The organism is Xanthomonas sp. NCPPB 3761 (assembly GCF_041475705.2).
Lineage (GTDB): Bacteria > Pseudomonadota > Gammaproteobacteria > Xanthomonadales > Xanthomonadaceae > Xanthomonas > Xanthomonas phaseoli.
In genome coordinates, this window is the sequence record NZ_CM191262.1 from 4,938,543 (window position 1) to 4,955,344 (window position 16,802).

Sequence of the window (16,802 nt, forward strand, 5' to 3'; positions counted from 1 at the left end):
GCAAACGGCCGCCGGATGCAGCCGAGTCGCTTATGCGTTGGCGCGCAGAAGCTGCTTTGGTGGGTCTTCACCGTCGGCTTCAGTGGAGCGGTCCTATTTTTACTGCAGAGTGTCATTGGTAAGACACCCTGAGCATCACGACGCCAACAACGACGCGGTACCTGTCATTGGAAGACACGATGGCCTCGCCGAACGCCTCCTATGCCGCGGCGGCGCTCGTGAATAACTCGCTCGACGTTAGTTTTCACTGCGCTGTCGCGGTAATATTTCCTTCTCTCACGAACAACATTTTCATAGGTAGTGTTCCATGACTGATATCTCTACTGATGCCTCGCAACCTCCGGTACGCATTCAACTAGGTAATGAGGTGCATTGGTTGCGGCCCTCAGGTGTTACTCGCATCGAAACAGTGGTCCGTGGCGAAAGCCCCGAGTATGTGAATATCTGGCTCAGCGACGGAGCCAAAGTCTGGTTATCTTGTGTTGGAATGAAGCTGGCCGAAGCCCATTCAATTGCCGATGGCGTTGCTCTGAAGTTATGGACGGTGCAGGAGCCTTCGCAAGAGGCTCCCAAGGGATGGGCTGCGGTGGAGGCGTAATGATCCACACTCGATTTTGCAATCCACCATGCGCGCCGGACAGCAGATTGCGCATGGTGTTTAGCGAGGGCTAAAGCATGCTCCGTATTCACTACCCCATAACTGACAGCCAGCGCTGCGAAGCACGTGAAGCCATTGCGGCAGGTCTCGCGGTTCGCATCGGCCTGGTCGCCCTCTATCCGGACCTGGACCTAGATGTGATCTGGGGCGTGGATCCGTACGGAGAAGACACGTTGGCGGCGAACGAAACAGATGCCCCGGCGATCGAATCTTCGATTGACTGGGCTGAGAAACTGCACGAGAGAGAGCATCTAGCCGAGCGATCGTATGACTTCTAATTACAAGTCTCGTAGGCGCGAAAAGCCGGACACGGAGGCTGTGAAGCGCGTGCGTGCGACTTCTCCGTTTTTTGCGGCCGACGATCTCTCCCCGTCCGTGCGGTCCGCCCTACAAGCCCTGCCTGCACCCCACGACGGCGTATTAGAGATTGTGGACCTACCCGTCATAGTGCCTGGCGTTAGATTCGAGCTCAGCACTGAGCAGCTCGCGCAGGCTCAGGCCATATTTCGCGACTTGTTCAAACACGAAATCAAGCCATATGCCGACAACAGCCGCAAATCAATTCGCGCTGACTGGAGACACTGGATCGCGTTTTGTGCCAATCATGATCGGCTGTGCATGCCCGTGCAATTTGATGACCTGGTTGAGTTCCTGTCAGCTTTGATTGACGCCGGATACAAACGGGCCTCGCTGGAGCACCTGCTCTTTACGCTAAAATTGGCCAGTCGGCTATGGGGTTGCCCCTGCCCGACCGAGACAGCCCAATTTCGGTGGTATTGGCAACAGCAATGCCGCGAGAAGCTCACATCCCGAAAACACCAGGCGTCAGCGCTAAATATTGAGACCGTGGATCATGTGATGGAAGCGATAACGACTCCATCTGGTCTCGACTCGCTGCTTGAGCTTCGCGACAAGGTCTACGTGGCAGTGGCCTACGATCTGTTAGGACGTGCTTCCGAAATGGTGCGCTTACAGTGGAACGATGTTCGCTTTGATGCCGACGCCGACGGCGGAGCCACATGCACCATCTCTCGCTCTAAGACAGATCAGCAAGGCGCTGGAGTCGCGCTCTACCTAACGCCGCGCTCGGCCGCCCTATTGCTCACTTGGCAGAAACAGCGATCAAAGGCAACAAACTATCTTTGGCCCGCTGTGCACGACGAATACCAGCAGAACTCCTATATCTTTCATCGGCTTCCTAGATACAGGCTGTTCGAACCTAGTCCAGCCGCGAACGCTAAGCGGCTACGCTGGGACACGCATTTAAGCGTGCGTGAAGCGGACCGAATAATCAAACGCGCTGCCGGTAATCAATACTCAGCTCATTCAGCCCGCGTAGGGGCTGCGCAAGATATGACGCGTGCCGGAATGGACTTGCCAGCGATCATGCAGCAAGGCCGCTGGAATACACCGACTATGCCTGCTCGCTATGCAGAGAATGAGCTCGCCACTCGCGCCGGCAAAAGTCGACAAAAAGCATTGGCGAAGCTTCGCGACCACTGAGCACCCCTGCCCCAACCGGAATTCATGTGATGCGAATACAGCGTCCACAGAAATATGCGCATTTCGGTTGGTTGCCTGCAGTAAACTATCTCCGTCCGATTCGGACCCTTGCACGGTGCTGAAATTTGTGGATAAGCAAGTAGATGATCTCCAACAAAGTTTTTGATCACAACGTAATAGAGGGTCTAGCAGATGCGGGGTAGCGCATTGCAGACGGTCGCGACCCAGCGATTGACAGCCGTCAACTATCGCCTGCTTGCCACGGAAGTCATGGACACCCTGCAACGTGATAGTCGCGTCCGTGCTGAGTTGGTCCGCAGCATTGGCGCCAAGGCCGATTTCGGGCATATGAAGGTTCTCGCCGATCGCAGCACTATGCCGGCAGACGTGGCTGCTATGGTGCACCGCCTGTACAGCCCACACGAGGTGGTGATTAACGAAGATGTTCTGAGCTTTGATGTCGCAGCGTTCCAGGTTGACCTCATCTGCGTGCCCCCCATCGAATACGACACCGCACGCGATTACTTGGCGTTCAATGTTCTGGGCAGCCTCATGGGCCGTACGGCCAACAGAATGGGATTCAAGTATGGGCACAGCGGGCTACGTTACAAACTCAGGGATGGTGATTTCCTCGTAGCCGACATACCTGTCACCACCAAGATGGCGGCGGCATTTGACTTCCTTGGTTACGACTATCGCCGTTTCACCGAAAGCTTCCACGCCCTTGAGGATGTCTTTTTCTATGCTGCAAGTTCTACCTACTTCGATCCAGTCGCCTATCTACTGCAAGCCAGAGGATACCGCGATCGCGCATGCTATCAGAAGCGCCAAAACTATCGGTTTTTCATCGAATGGCTGAAGACAACTGGTACTGCCGCAGGATCGTCAGCAGGACTACAACGCGAACATCACCTACAGCGGGCAATGTCCCAATTTCCTGATTTTGCAGATGCACTTAAGCGGTCCCAAGAAGCGTTTGCCGGCTCGCGCCGTCGCAAGCAGATATTCAATGGCCAGATCGTTGCCGAGTTGACGGGCCTCGAAGGCGAAGCACTTGGGCAGCTCATGCGTCGGCTGCACGACGCGTATCCAGGCGGACGTCCAGAATTTGTAGCTTGGCTTGATCAGCTGCAGGATCACGAGCTCGCAGTCCTTCATGCTTATATCGAAGATATGGCTATCGATGCCGGCGTACGCACTAAATCGCTGCACTCAACATCCGACTGATCGCGTACGCCGAGCGCCTTGCACACAATGCCAGTCGTTTTGAGACGAATGGGACACTGATGGACCACAAGTAAGACCTCAGCTGACCTTTGAGAAAGCCCTGCGTGTCAGCTTAGCAAAAGTGAAAATAAAAAAACCCCGCAAAAAGCGGGGTTATTCACAATCTTCCATTTGGTGTTTAACACCGATGAATACCTTGCTAGGATCAGAGAGTAGGCAAGGGAAAGTATGCGGCGTACCAAGTGCCAATGAATTGAGGCAGGACAGATGGCCGATCATGAGAAATACTTTAATAGCATGCTTGCTCAAAGCGAATCCACTCTCATGAACCACATCCGCGAGGGCAGCAACCCAATGTGATGCCGTGACTGCAACACCCGTTCGCAGAATTAAAGGCATCTTCTTGATCTCGCATCTCAAGAGTCTCATAACCAAGGTCAACCGCGACTGCGAGAGCCGATACGCGTTGATGCTCCGGTAATTTAGAGACGCGCTTGTCGATCTCGGTACTGAACAATTTGACAAGATACGACCAGGACAGTCCACAGCATCGGCGAGCAATCTCCCATTCCTTCTGGCAGACCACGCCCCAGGCTTGTTCGTCCAGCGGACCAAGCAACTCAGCTTTGCTCTCGTAAACATGCTTCTGAATACCCGCAATGACGGCATCAAAACCAGCATCAATACGAGCCTGATTGATAGTAAACATTTGGTTTGCTCCAAGCGTGATGGGCAAACCAACTGCGCCTAAGGGCGAAGTCAAGTTCGCCCTTTGGGGATGAAAGTAGTTTTTAAAAAACGTTTCGTTGAGGTGGCACCGGCCACAGCGGAGATGCGCAAGCGCGTTCTTCTTTTAGATTAGACCTCTCATTGCGAGGGTGTCAAGTCAGAGCTTGGACGTAGTCCAATTGCTTGTTTTGAAGCTAGTTCATTGCGACAGAAGACCTACAAATCGAAAGTCTTGAGAGATCCGGCCTCAAGTGGAACGCGAAAGCGGCTCTCGATGTGCGCCATGTCACGATCTTTACTCATGCGCTACGAAAACAATTTTTTGCCGTGCAGTGCTCAAGATCGCGTACCGTCGCATCTGCCTGGACCGCAGGCGAGCGCCCCTGTCGAGGGGAAGGGATACAGAAATGCGTCACATGCATTCTACCGCGAAGGTTCTTATCGGCTTTATGGCACTGACTCTTATGCAGACTGCAGCAGCGTGCTGCCCTGATGTCGGCCACACACCAAACACAGCTGTGACTGGACTTGGAACGAGCCGTCCAGCGGCTATGGATCTGTCCGCTGTGAGCAATGCAAAGGTTTTCGCCTTCGAGCCTGATGGAATCCGTTACTTGCAAGTCAACGATTCGACGGGACAAGTCAGAACCGCAATAGGTTGGATCGATAATGTTGTGTGGGTGATGCCAATTGGTGTGGATGCCGACCGGACAAAAATTTTAAAGCCGGGCTCCATGCCTGCAGGAATATTAATATATGACGGGGACACAGTTGCGGTATTTCTATTGTCTAATAACAACTGGATCGTCATACCGAAACAGTAGGCGTGACCCAAGTGGCTCTGATAAGTAAAAGCTGATCTTCGTATGGTGGTGTTTAAACGCACCACCATACGTCTTTACTCGTCTGGATAGGACCGCAGCATTCTCGTAAGTCGCTCGGTCAACCGGGGTGTACTGAGCCTGGTCAGCAGCCACCGTAACAACAATTCCTTGAATGTCACGTGTTTTGCCCACACGTGCCTTGATCACAAGTCGCACACCAGGCGGTAGAGAGCTGACAGCTGACAACGTGCATCTATAGACCGCAAGCTGTAGCCCAACTGACAGCGCCATGGGATCGCCGCGAAGCATTGAACTACTCACCTCGGTGTGACTGACACGGGCAAATCCCGCAGAACAGTACACATGGTAAAGACCATGCGTTTCGATTTCCAAGGGGTACAGTGTGTTGATGTACTCGTTGAGCATTCTAGATTGAATCGAGCCGGTGCGGATCATCCGCATAGCGGCCTCATTTTGCCCGCGTGATTTCAAATGTGATTCGATATCCCGGCGCAGCATGTTCACATGGACTTGTACGTCAGTGAACCCAATCACATGTTCACGGAGTTCTCTTTCAGCCCACATATAACTCATTCGTGCCGTTTGCTGAGCCTGCTGCTCACCCCTTAGCCGAATTCGTGTTTCGGTCAAAACACTCGAAATCCTGGTGCCGAGCACAAATACACTTGTGGCGATGGTTGCGAGCATGATTTGTACAACGAAACCAGTGGAATCATATGCTCCAAATGCACCGGTATTCCGCAAAGAAAATCCCAAAGCAGCATTGGCAATCACTAAGCCAATCGCTGCACCACGCCACCCATGCAACCATGTCAGCAAAATCGCCGGTATGATGAACAGAGACATCATTCCAAGTCGCGCAAAGTGGTTTTCGGGAAGTGTTGCCAGCGCGAATAAGAGGGCTGTTGTCAGTGAAGACGCGGCACTGTGAATCGCGAGTCGTCCCGGTCTCTCCGTTTCTTTCCTTCGTAACCAAAGCATAACAGGGAGGATGACCATCAACATGCCCAGATAGTCCCCCACCGCAAACCGGACAAGTTTGATTCCTCCGATTGCGGTTGCAGGTCCTTCGAGCAGTATATTAACGCACTGCGTGCATACCGCACTCCAAAGTGCCGCTAACAAGAGTAACGGAATCAGCAACGCCTCTTTACGATGCACTTCCCGTAACTTGATCCGTATTGCCATGGGTACCAGCGAGATTGCCGAGCCAAGGACGCACGAACTTCCATACGCCCATACAGGACTGATGCCCATCCCGGAGATTGCTGGAACCCTGAGCATTAGCAAGGCGCCCACATCTCCAAGCAGCACCCACGGTACCATGCGATAGGGTGCAAAAAGGAGGGCAGCAATCCGTAGACCAGCTGGCAAATACCACTGGTCAAGGGAGCAATGCCAAGCTAACTGAAACGCTAGGCAGTAAGCAGTGGCCGTTAACAGGCCTCTTGTTGCATACCTCATCCCTTCCATGGGCTACCCAAAGTTCTGATGAGTAGAGAGCATACCTGAGAAGACCCGACAATTGTTTGCGCTCGGAAACTACTTAACCGGGAAGGCAGACCACGTGCATGATTTGCATCGCGATATGGGACACATTGCTCATTCGCAGGGGCATGCAGCCATGGCAACTCCGATGTGCTGGTCAGGCTTTCCCTGATAGACCAACGCCACCTAGATGTGCGATCTTAAGGCTGTCTCGGAAGCTCGGTACCTGCGCTTGCGCCGCTTTAGTTCAAAGGACCTCAGCCTTAAGCAAGCTGTAAGCTATGCCGAGACGCTTTTTTTCAACCGTCCCCCTGTACCGATTTCGATTGCCGATAGGTCGCTGCCGCATGGAGCTAGTCGTGTTTGAAGAAATTTTCAACGCGAGGGTGCGCGAGCTGTGTAATCTGTATGGCGCCACTGGTCCACTTCATCATCCAGGCGAAAAGGGAGCATTCCGCGAAGCTTTTTTGAGACAGCTTCTAGAATCAGTTCTACCGATACAATACGGCATTGGTAGCGGGGTAATTATAGACGGTTTTAAAAAGCAAAGCCCGCAAGTTGATCTTCTTATTTATGATAGGCGAAATTTCCCACCCTTCTATGAGTCCGGCGGCCATGGCATCTACCCGTTTGACTCCGTTTTAAGGGTTATCGAAGTTAAGAGCCAACTTGATAAACAGGGGTTAGAGCAGTTCGCAAGACTCGTCAAGTCAATGCACCCGAGTAATCCGGATGGCCTCAGAATGAGAGGATATGGCAAGCTGGAGGGAGGTCAATCCTTCTATCCGTACCCTGCTTTGTTCGCATACGGAACCCGTATTTCTCGATTCAAGGATGAGTGGGAGAATTCTCCTGACCTTCAGTGCATGGCAAACGCTATATGCGTAGCTCACGGCGGTGTTTTAACAAGGTTCAATCGAGGTGATGAGCATCACACATTGTCATTTTCGGACCCGCACCGCTTTGAAAACAACATTCGAGCGTTTGTCATTAGACTACTAGATGGCATCGAGCACACTGCGAATTCGCGCCAAGCCCTCAAAGTTAGCGACTGGCTTGATAATTCCACTACACAGCTTGGTTCCTTGGATTTCGATTAGTTTAATAGGTCTAACTTCAGTGAATAACTTAAAAAGGACGGACGAGCTGGTAGAGCGCGCACGATCGCTTGCGGCAATTGCCCATGCCTCTCAGACCGATAAGGCCGGCCTGCCCTACTTGGGCCATGTCGCGCGCGTAGCGGAGCGTGTGACGGCCGCCGGCCACTGCTGCGAAGCAATTGCAGCAGCATGGCTCCACGATGTCCTAGAGGATCAGCCGGAGCACGCTGATGCGGTTTTGCTCTTCCCGGCCGCCGTTGTCGAGGCTGTGGATCTATTGACTAGGAAAGAGCATGTCTCAACTGACTCCTATTACGCCGGCATTCGCTGCAATCGCATTGCATTGGCGGTAAAAGCGGCAGACATCGCCGATAACTCTTCTGCAGAACGCCTAGCTCTATTGTCCAGTGAAGACAGGAATAGGCTTCTAACCAAGTACTCGAAGGCAAAGATCGCGCTTGGCCTGGCCTAACCTCGCTCCAGCCAGCGCTGCAGCGAGCTGGAGTCGGCGCGGTGCCTCCGAAGCAAATATGCCGACCTAGACGGGTCCTGGTAGGTACGGACATCCGGAGCGGCAAGCCGGCCAGTGTCCGTCGCCGATGCCACCTTCGAGGGATAAGTACGCCAAGCGCCCCATAGGCTGTTAAAGACTGGCGTGACTCGCGAGGCCATGGCCACAGTCGGTACCGAACACGAGCCGCAGACCTGGCGGAGGACGTCGCCGGCGTGATCGGACCGGGCATCGAGCAATCCGCTCAGTGGCTATGGCGCTGGGACCGGCTGGATCAGGTCAGGCAATCGGACTCGCTGATAGACCCTATTTCACCTACCACCAGTTCATGACGCGCAGAATCCGGTCCAGTATGGACGGAGGAAGAGCCGGTAGTAGGTAACCGATGCCCGCACCGGCAGAGCGGTCTCATCACTCTTGCAAATCCCAGGGAGCTGCTCACTCGTACCGTGGAACCCAGCTGGGACGCAACTCTCCTTCGCGCCGATCAATCGGACCAAGCTCATTCCGCCAAGCGAACGCGTGGACGCTGCTGATGCTTTCGATGATGGGCAGTGCATCGTCCGGCCGTAACCGCAGCGCGAGCAACCGAGGTTCTGCCTGGAGGTGGAAGTACAAGGGTGTAACGCGCAAATGCAGGTCGACGTCGCGATAGCCAGGCGCGTTGCCATGGGTGACGAACTCGGCAAGAAGACGCACCGGCTCGTCACGTGGGGCTTCAAGCAGAGCGTCCAGCTGCCGCTGCTGCTCGTCGATCGCATGCGCCTCCTTTTCAGCGGTAGCTTCGTCAACGAGTTGGCGCGCCGCTTCTGGGATCTGCGCCAGCCAGTCAGCGCTGAGGCGATCGATCGCCTCGGCAAGCGAGTAGCCCATATCAACGAGCCAATCCGGCCGATTGAGCGCAAGTGACGCTGCGATCTGCTCCCCGGTTGACAACACGCCGAGGTCGCCGGCGGCCGCAGCGCGGGACTTGGCCAGAATGTGCTGAAGGATCGGGCTGTCGTTCATCTTTCAGGTCCTTTGTTTAGCGGTGGCGGTAGGCGGTAGGGATCTCGTCGTCATCATCCACGATTCCAACCCGACACGGAGCCAGAGCCGGGTGATCCTCCGGTACGCCATTTGCGATCGCCATCGCCGCATAGGAGGCGTGCAAGGCGTGCCCGCCAGCAGAGGGTGGCGACACCATCTCACCGCGCATCTTCGCCAAGCGCACGGTGAGATTGTGCTCTGCCCCGCGGAGCAGGAATCCTGCGCACATGCGTGGCTGTGACGCCCCAGCTTGATGGCACGCGAAGGTGGATTCAGCCATGTCGTACGCTGTACGAGCGCTGTGAACGAACGCCTCCGATGGGAATTTACCGATGGCGTCGATTCGCCAAGGGCAGTCGCTGCAGGGCTTTGCACACGGTTGCCGACGCTGTGACCGATCGCTGGAAACGGTGACGACCTGGTGCTCGCCGCCGGCAGGACGGATCTCCAACTGACGCGATCGAGGTTGTTTACGCGAATACATCGGGACACCTAATGCCAGATCAACCGTCTCTTCACGAATTATTGCACTTTGCAACATAACTCCGCGAAACGCGACAGACTACAGGCGAGTCTCCCGAAAATGATTGGTGACGTTATGCAGCCCGCACGAGGTGCTCTACCCCGCCCACTAGCCCACTTCCGACGATGTCACGCTACCTGCGCAGACTCCGTCGTGCTGCCATACCAATGCAGAGAAGCACTGACGGCATCAGAGCATATGGAAGCAACCAACCAACCTGCCAGCCAGCGACGAGACCGATGCCCAGCAGAAATGCTGATAAAGCTCGCGTGAACAAACACATGACGCAGAGTGCCGCGGCCGCGCCCGCGAACTTAGATGGAAGGCTTGGCAGAACCAAGGATCTTGCAAATTTCCTCTTGCCACCTGCATAGAGCGCAACCAGCAGCACCGCTAGCGTTCCGCATAGCCATCGAGGCGACGTTGCAAAGAACGCGCCGGCGATTGCAGGAAGTACTGGGTAAAGCAAAAAAGGCAGGTAGCGCAGCATTTAAGTCACAACCGACAATGCCGGCCTTCCATCACGTGCCGCGTCTGCAAGCTGCGCACCCAATAGCGTCTGGGGAAAGTAGCGGAGTGAGTGTTCCGCCCCATCAATATGCGTTGAATCGAACCAGTCCTGGCCGTTCTTGGCCCAGGCCAGACCGCGCTCGGTCAAACTGAATCGATCTGACCCGACTGACCAAATCAGCCGCTCACTAGCCAGCTCGTGCACGGTCCGCACCGATGCCATCGATTCGTGCTGACTTTCAAGCCAAAAGAAAGACAACGTCTCGACCATTGCCTCCTCATCCAGAAGCTGCAGGCAAAGCTCGCTGATTCGCTTTACCAATGCTGGTGCGCCATCATCAACCTCACGTAGTGGAGCGGTTTCCATTTCACGCGCGATCGCTTCCCGGTAGAACTGATGGGTATATTTGATGCAGGTTTCCAGGAACGCGAGGCGACGCACAAGGACATTTACACCGCTTGCCTCACCCGGTGTCATAGGAGCAAATACTGTAGCCATAGGAACAAGCAGATATCCCACACCACGGGTGTTATAGGAATTAAATCCACCCGAGGAAAATGTCATCAGCGAACGCACAAATTCAAGCGGCGTCATCTTGTGTTCGTCATAGGCGAAGGTCCTACGCACGCGCAAACCCACATCAGGGACGATCTGCCGCAATGCCTCAGTGATAATTCCAACTGCGCTGGTGGCAATTACTCTATTGTTCTGCTGCATCTACTTACTCCGATGTCTTGTTAATTTCGACAGTGGCTGTGCTCAAGGGATTGATCACCGCACCGCCAGTTGTGTTTGCGATTTCAAGCATGATCGTCAAGGCAGCAGAGCGGTTCCGGTTCGTGGTCTGGATACCAACCGACTTGGTGCCAACTTCACCGGCCGCCCAGGTCAAGGTCGTGTTCACAGGAGTGAAGTCCGTGCCTGAAACCGCCGTGCCGCCGGAAATGGTCCGCAAAGTGACGCTCACGGTCCCCTTTCCGCCGTTACGATTGACCTTGACATTCGCGATATGCCCCTGGTCTACAAAGTACAACCCAGGATTGAAGGTGATTGCACCCGGGCTTTCAGGATCCGCAACATCGGTGTTCGCAATATTCGATCGCTTATTGATTGCTCCATCGATCGCGTCATAACCCTCCACGATATTTGGGCTCACCGCATCCATTCGTTCGCCCGTGCGTTGCTGAAGGCCTTTCCGGTTTGGATCATTGAGCGAATTGCCTGAACCAAACATCTCAACGTCGAATTCTTCACCCGACAGACCCGACAATTCGGACATGTTCGGGGTGAATCCGCCGGCGGCCATGCGCGCCTCTACTTCATCCGTACTGAAATTCTCCATGTTGGCGTTGATCAGCTGCGTGAGAGGAATGCCACCGCACTGCGATCGCTTGGCCGTCCCCATGCCAAAGCGCCCGTCCTTAGCCATATGGTCTCGGATCGACTTGCTCACTGTGGAATTAAAGCAACACGACACATGCATCTTCACGATGCAGATGCCCAACAGTGATTCAGTCTGGCAGTAGGAGCCGAGATAAGTGCATTGGCCTAGGTTCTTCTTAATCGCCAGATCCTTCTCATGGTCCTTGCAGTACCAGCCAAGCTTTGGACGGATATTGCTTGCTGAGAAATTAGAAAACTTCTTCGCAAAGTCTTCAAGCGTCGCGTTCGGATCGCCTGCTCCGGGACTGCCTCCACCATTGATGTTCTCTGCAAGCGAAGTGAATGACTGATTCAATGTCATGGAGTCTGAGCTAGCATCGTAGTTATCCCATACGCCTGTTCCGTCACCATTCTGTTCGTCGGAAAACTCGCCTAAGGAAACTCTGAACAATCCGTCCTGATCTGCCACAATCGATCATCGACCCGAGTAGACGATTTCGATGCAGCTGACCTTCGGCGACGCGGAGTACGACGGCAAGCGCAAGCGGACGCGGCGTGAGGTGTTTTTGGCCGAGATGGAGCAGGTCGTGCCGTGGAAGGAGCTGCTGGGGCTGATCGAGCCGCACTATCCGAAGTCGGGGCAACCGGGACGACAGCCGTATCGGCTGGAGACGATGCTGCGCATCCACTTTTTGCAGCAGTGGTATGCATTGAGCGATCCATCGGCGGAAGAAGCCTTGTACGACACGGTGTCGATGCGCCGTTTCGCCAAGATCGGCGGGCTGGATGAGGTGCCGGACGAGACGACGATTCTCAACTTTCGCCATCTGCTGGAGCAGCACGATTTGGCGCGCAAGCTGTTCAATCGGGTGAACGCGCATCTGTCGCGCAAGGGTCAGAGCCTGCGCGGCGGGACGATTGTGGATGCCACGATTATCTCTGCGCCCAGTTCGACCAAGAACAAGGACGGTGAGCGCGATCCGGAGATGCGCCAGACCAAGAAGGGCAACCAATACTTCTTCGGGATGAAGGCGCACATTGGAGTGGATGATGAATCCGGCCTAGTGCACCACGTGGAATGCACGGCAGCCAACGTGGCGGACATCACGCAAGCGCACAAGCTGCTGCATGGCAAGGAAGACACGGTGTGTGGGGACAGCGGCTACACCGGGCTTGAGAAGCGCGATGAGATCAAGGGCAAGCGCAAGCTACGCTACCTGATCGCGGAGAAGCCCTCGAAGCTGAAGCAGATCAAGAACAAGCGCGAACTGAAGTTGGCCAAGCGCTGGGAGCACACCAAGGCCAGCCTGCGTGCGAAGGTGGAACATCCGTTTCGGGTGATCAAGCGCCAGTTTGGCTATGCCAAGGTGCGCTATCGCGGCCTGGTCAAAAACACCGCGCAGGTGCTGACGCTCTTTGCGCTGTCGAACCTGTGGCTGAAGCGGAAGCAGTTGATGCCTGCCGTTGGGAAGTTGTGCCTGTAATGGGGAGAACGCCCCGAGAATGCGCTGGAAACAGCGAAAAACCGAAGGTGTGAGCGTAGTCAGCGCTACCGATGCGGGTCGACGCATCCTCTGGCCGCATTGATCAGACCATCCTTAGCTTCTGAAGGCTCTGCTCCCAAAGCGTATTGTCATTGCGCAATTCATCCTGTACGCGGTGCATGTCCCTCGGCACAACGGTAGAGGTACGTGTTGCCTCGGCCCAGGATGAAGGGTCCTTATCGATCTGCGGGCTAAGGTCGTTATATGCGGATTGCAAGCTCTGCAAATTCTTGGAGCCATCGATCTGCTTGAGGCGGTCGACGTACCCCTTATTATTGCCCGAAGGTAGAATTTCATCCGCTTGATACGAGCGCCCATTGATTTGGACCGTACCTGTTCCATTTTTTCCGGCACCATCTGTAAAGCCAGCCTGTGCCGCGCTGCCCTCAACGGTTCCGGAAGCATCGTTGACCGTTGACTGACCCGTCGCCGTTGCTGAAAGCGCAAATAGGATCAGCGAGAGAAGAATTTTATTTTTAATATTCAATGTTCATTTCTCAATATTACCAGAATGTAAAGCAACATTCTGAATATGACGATGACAGATAAATATAATCTTCACCCGTGTAAGGAACATTCCGCCATTATCCCCAGCGAAACGGGCTAGCTCCTATCCAATGATTATTCTTAGTCTCACGTAATGGATAGAACGTCTGAAGCCGGTATCCCTGTTTGGGTAGAGTGAAGTAGAAACGGGCTGCACACACCGACCCGTTTCCATAGCGCTTCTTTGCCAAACCCCGACGGTGCATCTGCGCCCAAACACGAGTCGCAAGGAGCGAGGTCTCACGGGGTGCGCTTGCCTCGTAGCCTAGGTATCCCATGTGCGGATAAATTGCGCCCCACGAACCAGCACACCAAAAAAGTAGCTCCGAGGGTTTACTGACCGTGCTGGTGACCGCATCAGCCATACAGGCCAGCTGTGCCACAGGATTAGCGAATAGCTTTGATTCAGGGTGGGTCAGATTTGCAAGCCTTTCCTTGGTCCAAACAGGATCGATCTCGCTTAACCACAAATAGTCCATGTCACCGCCACTGCCCGACGAACAAAGTGCCGACTGAATCCAGTCACTGACATAGCCGTATGGTGATTTAAGCCAGTGGTAGTGGTAAAAAGTCTGGCCCAGGTTCTCGCTGGTAGCGTCAGAAGCCTTATTGGGGCCTCCCCAGCGAATCATTTTCATCGCCGTTTGACCAGCGGCCACGTCTTGGCCACCAGGCATTCCTTTCGCGCTGTCTTTCAGCAAGGTAGTTCCGAACAATGGCGCGCAGTATGGTTTCCGGACAATTTCGGTTAAATGCGATGGCTCCCAATATCCCCATGTGATGCCGATCGCCGGATATCCAGATCTTCCCGGACAAAGACAAATAGGGGCAGCCGTTCCATTTGGAATCCGCCTTGAATTTCCAGATCCGAAAATATCCGGAAGCATATTGCCGACACCGCTCTCGCCGTAGTTTGATGCACCGTCTGCAGGCCCAAGATTGATTCCCATGACACGTATCGGGAAGATGCAACTCCAGCAAACATTGTTGAAAAATGCCGGACCTAAGAACTTTGAGTCTGGGCAGCCAAACTTTCCGTCCCCGCCATCTTGAGCTTGTGCAACACCACTTAAAGCTGCCAGCATAAGTGCGCAGGCAATTATCAGTCCTTTCATTGCTTCACCTTTACGCTTTCAGCTGGAATTTCTTGCACGAGAATCTTTTTATCAACCACGGTGATTACTGTGGGAACGTGCTCTACGCGGAAGCGTTCTTTCACGTCACTAGTCAGCAAGAACGGTTGGTCCTTGAAGCGCTGTGTCAGTCGCCCTATAACGTCCCAACCATTGCTGCGGTCTAGTTCTGTCAGCATCGTGATTACGCCAGTCGAACGATATGCCGAGTTGACTGCCGCCGCGAAGTCCACCTGCTCGGGATCGTTCGCATCAACAATGACTATGACGTCGTCAAAGGCCATCAACTCGTCTTCAAGCGGGTTTACGTAGTCACCCTTTCTAGCGAGGAACGTGCCGTCTGGAAGCGGAATGTCCTCGGTGACGTAGAAACCTGGGTCCAGCTCTCGGATACGAGGTACCGTTGTTTTAGGGAGAGGCAACATTGGAAGGTTTTGCCAGATGCGTGCCTTCGCGCGCTCGGCCATGGCCTTTGTGTCAGTTGCTTTCGCCTTCTCGATCATGGCTTGCATCATGTCGATTTCACCGATCGCTGACGTCTGACCGTGCTTGCCAAGATCGCCTCGGCGTCCGGCTTCTATCTCCGACTCGATCCATTCCGGATTCATCACGCCGGCAACCTTTGCGATAGGCTGGCCCTGCTCATTCATGACCACCAGAGTTGGCGCAACGGTCACGTCGTTGTCCGTGAAAGAAGGTGGATTGATCTCAATGTTCGGTACCACCGATCCCTCTTTCACTTCACCCATCAGCTTGACGATGGCAAAGATCAGCGGCTCAAGCTTTTCGCCGGGGCGCGGCCCGCGCAGCGAAAGCACCATCGATTCCCGATACTTAAGTCCGTACTCCAGCGCCTGGCTTATAGCAGCGTCGCCCATGGACCAGAAGATATGAAGGCGGTAGCGAAACTTGGAAGCGCCACTGCCCTGCTCTACCTCCAGCTTCTTGGAATCTGGCTTCAAACCGTACTTCACGGCCGCCGCATTCATAGCGTCAGCGTTGTAGCTTGTGGCGGCCTGCAGCAGGGACTTGAAGTATGACTCCTGCTCACGCTGAACCTGCAAAACCTTCTCGGTGGCCATCAACTCGTTTGCGTCGCCGACGTAGGCGGCACTGTTGTTGAGCACCTCGACCGATTGCGTCATCAGGTCGTGGGCAAAGGTGTCGGCCGGTCTGCCTTCGGCTGCTTTGGTGCCGATGTCCACAGCACTGGCATCTTGCTGGGCGTAAGCAGTTAGAGACGAAAGCGGCGTCAATGCCGCAGCGAGAAGCAGGGATGCAAGTTGGCGAACTACCATAGCGGCGTAGCGGTTCCATTGAGTGCGGATATGTCGACCAAACCGACATATCGGCTGTCGTACGTCTGTGGCAATGTGCCAAGCATCAGCACCTTGCCTTTGGGGATCACGAAACTTGCAAACGGCGCCTGACCTGCAGCAATCATTCGCTCGACTTGCAACGGGTGCATTGGTCCCCAGTACTCGCCGTTGATCCACACACCACGTGGATCGAGCTTGATTCGGTCACCTGGGACGCCAGCCGCGAACTTGACTAGATTCCTGCCGAAGAGCTTTTCGTCACCAGTAAAGCGGTACTGATACAGAATCCCGCGCTTAACCTCTTCTGGCACCACCCTCGTTACCCAATAGACTGACCAAGGCAGGCATCGCGCCGCTTGGAGGTCAAAGCCGAGTGTATATGTGCTCTGGACGTAGGAAACACCCACCATCGTCGTGATGGCCAGCACAGCAAACAGGTTTTTTAAGAAGCGTGCAGACCACCGTGGACGCACATGGGTCTGCACATAGCTCACGGCTTAGCCTCAATTTCAGCGGGTGAGGAAAACACCTGATTCTTCCTCAACACCAAGTAGCCATTTTCGGTGAGCGTGGTCGCCGCTTGCTCCGAACGCAGTAACAACTGCTCTAGGTCCTGTGTAGTCGCGCTGGGCTTCAGGTTCTGCTGGATAAAGGTGGCTTCATCAACAACAGCAATTGGCGGCCGCACTGCGAGCTCACTCTGATACGCCCAGGGTTTCCTAGACATCTCATGGCCATGGAAAATAGTCGATT

Annotated in this window: 18 protein-coding genes; 7 read left to right on the forward strand and 11 right to left on the reverse strand. The window is 54.5% G+C overall.

All coding sequences use genetic code 11. The features are described from left to right. The first annotated feature begins 307 nt into the window (after positions 1–307). The 4 genes from ACCQ00_RS21410 (at position 308) to ACCQ00_RS21425 (ending at position 3,388) form a co-directional block, all read left to right on the forward strand. Positions 308–598: a hypothetical protein gene (locus ACCQ00_RS21410; protein WP_127446630.1), complete on the forward strand. Its 291-nt coding sequence runs from the start codon at positions 308–310 to the stop codon at positions 596–598. Between the two features lie 77 nt (positions 599–675). Further along, positions 676–936, forward strand: coding sequence for a hypothetical protein (locus ACCQ00_RS21415; protein WP_039575117.1), 261 nt, complete (start codon positions 676–678; stop codon positions 934–936). After that, entirely contained in the window at positions 926–2,161 is a 1,236-nt protein-coding gene (locus ACCQ00_RS21420; RefSeq protein WP_039575118.1) for a tyrosine-type recombinase/integrase, read from the forward strand. Before ACCQ00_RS21415 ends, ACCQ00_RS21420 begins: the two co-directional genes overlap by 11 nt. Positions 2,162–2,368: 207 nt before the next feature. Further along, positions 2,369–3,388: a nucleotidyltransferase family protein gene (locus ACCQ00_RS21425; RefSeq protein ID WP_236493582.1), complete on the forward strand. Its 1,020-nt coding sequence runs from the start codon at positions 2,369–2,371 to the stop codon at positions 3,386–3,388. Between the two features lie 322 nt (positions 3,389–3,710). Here the strand turns inward: ACCQ00_RS21425 and ACCQ00_RS21430 are convergent, their stop codons facing one another. Both ACCQ00_RS21430 and ACCQ00_RS21435 read right to left on the reverse strand, forming a co-directional pair. After that, positions 3,711–4,097 carry a hypothetical protein gene (locus ACCQ00_RS21430; protein ID WP_229006711.1) on the reverse strand — a complete coding sequence of 129 codons (387 nt, stop codon included), beginning with the start codon at positions 4,095–4,097 and terminating at the stop codon, positions 3,711–3,713. 802 nt (positions 4,098–4,899) lie between these two features. After that, positions 4,900–6,435, reverse strand: a complete 1,536-nt coding sequence (locus ACCQ00_RS21435; protein WP_080948716.1) for an MASE1 domain-containing protein — start codon at positions 6,433–6,435, stop codon at positions 4,900–4,902. A 374-nt stretch (positions 6,436–6,809) separates the two neighbouring features. Between ACCQ00_RS21435 and ACCQ00_RS21440 the strand changes: the two genes are divergently transcribed. Then, positions 6,810–7,550, forward strand: a complete 741-nt coding sequence (locus ACCQ00_RS21440; RefSeq protein WP_150115861.1) for a DUF6602 domain-containing protein — start codon at positions 6,810–6,812, stop codon at positions 7,548–7,550. Positions 7,551–7,569: 19 nt separating this feature from the next. Next, positions 7,570–8,022, forward strand: a complete 453-nt coding sequence (locus ACCQ00_RS21445; RefSeq protein ID WP_039575123.1) for an HD domain-containing protein — start codon at positions 7,570–7,572, stop codon at positions 8,020–8,022. 477 nt (positions 8,023–8,499) lie between these two features. On the opposite strand, the gene ACCQ00_RS21450 is transcribed toward ACCQ00_RS21445, so the two are convergent. The 4 genes from ACCQ00_RS21450 to traN form a co-directional block, all read right to left on the reverse strand. Further along, positions 8,500–9,069 carry a hypothetical protein gene (locus ACCQ00_RS21450; protein ID WP_074052307.1) on the reverse strand — a complete coding sequence of 190 codons (570 nt, stop codon included), beginning with the start codon at positions 9,067–9,069 and terminating at the stop codon, positions 8,500–8,502. Positions 9,070–9,085: 16 nt separating this feature from the next. Then, positions 9,086–9,631: a DUF6283 family protein gene (locus tag ACCQ00_RS21455; protein WP_306316036.1), complete on the reverse strand. Its 546-nt coding sequence runs from the start codon at positions 9,629–9,631 to the stop codon at positions 9,086–9,088. A gap of 472 nt (positions 9,632–10,103) precedes the next feature. Continuing rightward, positions 10,104–10,841 carry a hypothetical protein gene (locus ACCQ00_RS21460; protein WP_039574675.1) on the reverse strand — a complete coding sequence of 246 codons (738 nt, stop codon included), beginning with the start codon at positions 10,839–10,841 and terminating at the stop codon, positions 10,104–10,106. Between the two features lie 4 nt (positions 10,842–10,845). Next, positions 10,846–11,868 carry a conjugal transfer protein TraN gene (gene traN / locus ACCQ00_RS21465; RefSeq protein WP_127447083.1) on the reverse strand — a complete coding sequence of 341 codons (1,023 nt, stop codon included), beginning with the start codon at positions 11,866–11,868 and terminating at the stop codon, positions 10,846–10,848. Positions 11,869–12,007: 139 nt separating this feature from the next. Between traN and ACCQ00_RS21470 the strand changes: the two genes are divergently transcribed. Further along, positions 12,008–12,991 carry an IS5-like element ISXfu1 family transposase gene (locus ACCQ00_RS21470; protein WP_022557821.1) on the forward strand — a complete coding sequence of 328 codons (984 nt, stop codon included), beginning with the start codon at positions 12,008–12,010 and terminating at the stop codon, positions 12,989–12,991. Positions 12,992–13,094: 103 nt separating this feature from the next. Here ACCQ00_RS21470 and ACCQ00_RS21475 read toward each other — a convergent pair whose 3' ends face one another. From ACCQ00_RS21475 to ACCQ00_RS21495, 5 genes are all read right to left on the reverse strand, one after another. Further along, positions 13,095–13,538 (reverse strand): hypothetical protein, encoded by a 444-nt coding sequence (locus ACCQ00_RS21475; RefSeq protein WP_372354030.1) that lies wholly within the window; start codon positions 13,536–13,538, stop codon positions 13,095–13,097. Between the two features lie 97 nt (positions 13,539–13,635). Further along, entirely contained in the window at positions 13,636–14,712 is a 1,077-nt protein-coding gene (locus ACCQ00_RS21480; RefSeq protein WP_372354031.1) for a TraU family protein, read from the reverse strand. Beyond that, positions 14,709–16,028, reverse strand: coding sequence for a TrbC family F-type conjugative pilus assembly protein (locus ACCQ00_RS21485; protein WP_039575264.1), 1,320 nt, complete (start codon positions 16,026–16,028; stop codon positions 14,709–14,711). The genes ACCQ00_RS21480 and ACCQ00_RS21485 overlap by 4 nt, the downstream gene beginning before the upstream one ends. Continuing rightward, positions 16,022–16,543 (reverse strand): S26 family signal peptidase, encoded by a 522-nt coding sequence (locus ACCQ00_RS21490; protein WP_127446636.1) that lies wholly within the window; start codon positions 16,541–16,543, stop codon positions 16,022–16,024. Before ACCQ00_RS21490 ends, ACCQ00_RS21485 begins: the two co-directional genes overlap by 7 nt. Continuing rightward, positions 16,540–16,776, reverse strand: a complete 237-nt coding sequence (locus ACCQ00_RS21495) for a hypothetical protein (protein ID WP_046736092.1) — start codon at positions 16,774–16,776, stop codon at positions 16,540–16,542. Before ACCQ00_RS21495 ends, ACCQ00_RS21490 begins: the two co-directional genes overlap by 4 nt. Positions 16,777–16,802 lie beyond the last annotated feature (26 nt).

Excerpts from the sequence above, each read along its gene's own strand:
- ACCQ00_RS21410 (WP_127446630.1), top strand. The coding sequence starts at position 308 with ATGACTGATATCTCTACTGATGCCTCGCAACCTCCGGTACGCATTCAA.
- ACCQ00_RS21415 (WP_039575117.1), top strand. The coding sequence starts at position 676 with ATGCTCCGTATTCACTACCCCATAACTGACAGCCAGCGCTGCGAAGCA.
- ACCQ00_RS21420 (WP_039575118.1), top strand. The coding sequence starts at position 926 with ATGACTTCTAATTACAAGTCTCGTAGGCGCGAAAAGCCGGACACGGAG.
- ACCQ00_RS21430 (WP_229006711.1), bottom strand. The coding sequence starts at position 4,097 with ATGTTTACTATCAATCAGGCTCGTATTGATGCTGGTTTTGATGCCGTC.
- ACCQ00_RS21435 (WP_080948716.1), bottom strand. The coding sequence starts at position 6,435 with ATGGAAGGGATGAGGTATGCAACAAGAGGCCTGTTAACGGCCACTGCT.
- ACCQ00_RS21450 (WP_074052307.1), bottom strand. The coding sequence starts at position 9,069 with ATGAACGACAGCCCGATCCTTCAGCACATTCTGGCCAAGTCCCGCGCT.
- ACCQ00_RS21455 (WP_306316036.1), bottom strand. The coding sequence starts at position 9,631 with ATGTTGCAAAGTGCAATAATTCGTGAAGAGACGGTTGATCTGGCATTA.
- ACCQ00_RS21460 (WP_039574675.1), bottom strand. The coding sequence starts at position 10,841 with ATGCAGCAGAACAATAGAGTAATTGCCACCAGCGCAGTTGGAATTATC.
- traN (WP_127447083.1), bottom strand. The coding sequence starts at position 11,868 with ATGACATTGAATCAGTCATTCACTTCGCTTGCAGAGAACATCAATGGT.
- ACCQ00_RS21470 (WP_022557821.1), top strand. The coding sequence starts at position 12,008 with ATGCAGCTGACCTTCGGCGACGCGGAGTACGACGGCAAGCGCAAGCGG.
- ACCQ00_RS21480 (WP_372354031.1), bottom strand. The coding sequence starts at position 14,712 with ATGAAAGGACTGATAATTGCCTGCGCACTTATGCTGGCAGCTTTAAGT.
- ACCQ00_RS21485 (WP_039575264.1), bottom strand. The coding sequence starts at position 16,028 with ATGGTAGTTCGCCAACTTGCATCCCTGCTTCTCGCTGCGGCATTGACG.
- ACCQ00_RS21495 (WP_046736092.1), bottom strand. The coding sequence starts at position 16,776 with ATGTCTAGGAAACCCTGGGCGTATCAGAGTGAGCTCGCAGTGCGGCCG.